The sequence below is a fragment of the Sulfurimonas sp. genome (genome assembly GCF_026988655.1).
Lineage (GTDB): Bacteria > Campylobacterota > Campylobacteria > Campylobacterales > Sulfurimonadaceae > Sulfurimonas.
Map to the genome: position 1 here is coordinate 1 of NZ_JALSKT010000047.1, position 1,822 is coordinate 1,822.

Genomic DNA, 1,822 nt, shown 5'->3' on the forward strand with positions numbered 1-1,822 from the left:
AAATGCAACCGCATAAGCCCTGAGGCTCCTGTGCAAGTTGTAGATATAGATAGAGAAACAACAGTTCTTGGCGGGGCTGGAAATGTCATAAACAATCTTGTAACTATGGGTGCAGATGTGAGTGTTTTGAGTGTTATTGGGAATGACGGCAATGGCGAAGAGCTTTTGGAAATGCTAAAAAACTCAGGTGTTGATTCTGTAAATATAGTAAAACAAAAAGATAGACATACAAGTAAAAAGAGCCGTGTTATAGCAGTTCATCAGCAGATAATCAGATATGATAAAGAGTCAAAAGAGAACATAAGCCAAAAAAGTGAAGATGAGCTATATGGAAGATTCAAGGAGATTGTTGGTGATTTTGATGCAGTTTTGCTAAGCGATTATGGTAAAGGTGTACTTACAGATACTCTTACATGCAAGCTTATAGATTTGGCAAAAAAGAAAAACAAGTTTGTTTTAGTTGACCCCAAAGGCGACGACTATAACAAGTATAAAGGTGCAACTCTTATAACTCCAAACAAAAAAGAGGCAATTGAGGCGACTAAGATAGATATAAAAGATAAGAAGAGTCTTTATGAAGCGGGAGAGTTGCTAAAAAGTTCATTGGATTTGGATTATGTAGTCATCACTTTAAGCGGAGATGGCATGGCTATATTTGGTGATGAGGTAACAAAAGTGCCAACTGTTGCAAGAGAAGTTTTTGATGTAACGGGTGCTGGTGATACTGTTCTTGCTTCGTTTGGGTATGCTCTTAGTTGTGGATTGAACATAAAAAGCTCAGCCCTATTTGCTACAAGTGCAGCTGCTGTTGTTGTTGGAAAACTTGGAAGTGCAACTGTGAGTCTTGATGAGGTTGAGATGTATGAGCATAGTCTTAGAAGTGGCAAGATAGAAAATAAAATTAAAACTAAAAAAAAGATGATAGAGTTTTTAAAAAACTTTAGAGATAAAAAAATAGTCTTTACAAACGGCTGCTTTGATATCATCCATGCTGGTCATGTAAAGTACTTAGAAGTTGCAAAAAGTTTTGGAGATATACTTATAGTTGGACTAAACTCGGATGCTTCTGTAAAAAGACTAAAAGGTGAAAATCGACCTATCAATGAGAGTAGTGATAGAGCTTATGTACTTGGAGCGTTAGAATCTGTGAGTTTTGTAGTAGAGTTTGAAGAGGACACTCCATATGAACTTATAAACTCTATAAAACCAGATGTGCTAGTAAAAGGTGGAGACTATGAGGGCAAAGAGGTGGTAGGAAGCGATATAGCTAAAGAGGTTAGGCTTGTAGATTTTGTAGATGGGAAAAGTACAACAAAGATAATAGAAAAGGCAAGACGATGATGAACATGATAACAAGTGAGATGAATGCTCACAAGGAGACAATAGAAAAAACGATAGAGACTATGCAGAGCCATATATATACAGCCTGCATTATAGCAACAGATACTATAAAAAATGGCGGCAAAATTCTGCTTTTTGGAAATGGTGGAAGTGCAGCAGATGCACAACATATTGCAGCTGAGCTAAGTGGACGCTACAAAGTAGAAAGAAGAGGGCTACCAGGAATTGCTCTTACAACCGACACCTCTGTTTTAACAGCAGTAGGCAATGACTATGGATATGATAGAGTATTTGATAGGCAAGTAGAAGCACTAGCTCGTGAGGGAGATCTGCTTATAGGGATTTCCACAAGTGGAAATAGTAAAAATGTTCTTAGAGCTTTAAGCCTTGGACGAAACATGGGTTGTAAAACCATTGGCTTTAGTGGACAAGATGGTGGGGCGATGAGCGAGTTTTGTGATATAAACTTAGTAGTTCCAAG

General features: G+C 37.7%; 2 protein-coding genes. Both read left to right on the forward strand.

The window, feature by feature from the left end; all coding sequences use genetic code 11:
• Positions 1–1,341, forward strand: a 1,341-nt coding sequence (rfaE2, locus tag MV052_RS04840) for a D-glycero-beta-D-manno-heptose 1-phosphate adenylyltransferase (RefSeq protein ID WP_297441510.1), incomplete at its 5' end; no start/stop codon positions are given.
• Positions 1,338–1,822, forward strand: a 485-nt coding sequence (locus MV052_RS04845) for a D-sedoheptulose 7-phosphate isomerase (protein ID WP_297441512.1), incomplete at its 3' end; no start/stop codon positions are given. The genes rfaE2 and MV052_RS04845, both read left to right, overlap by 4 nt.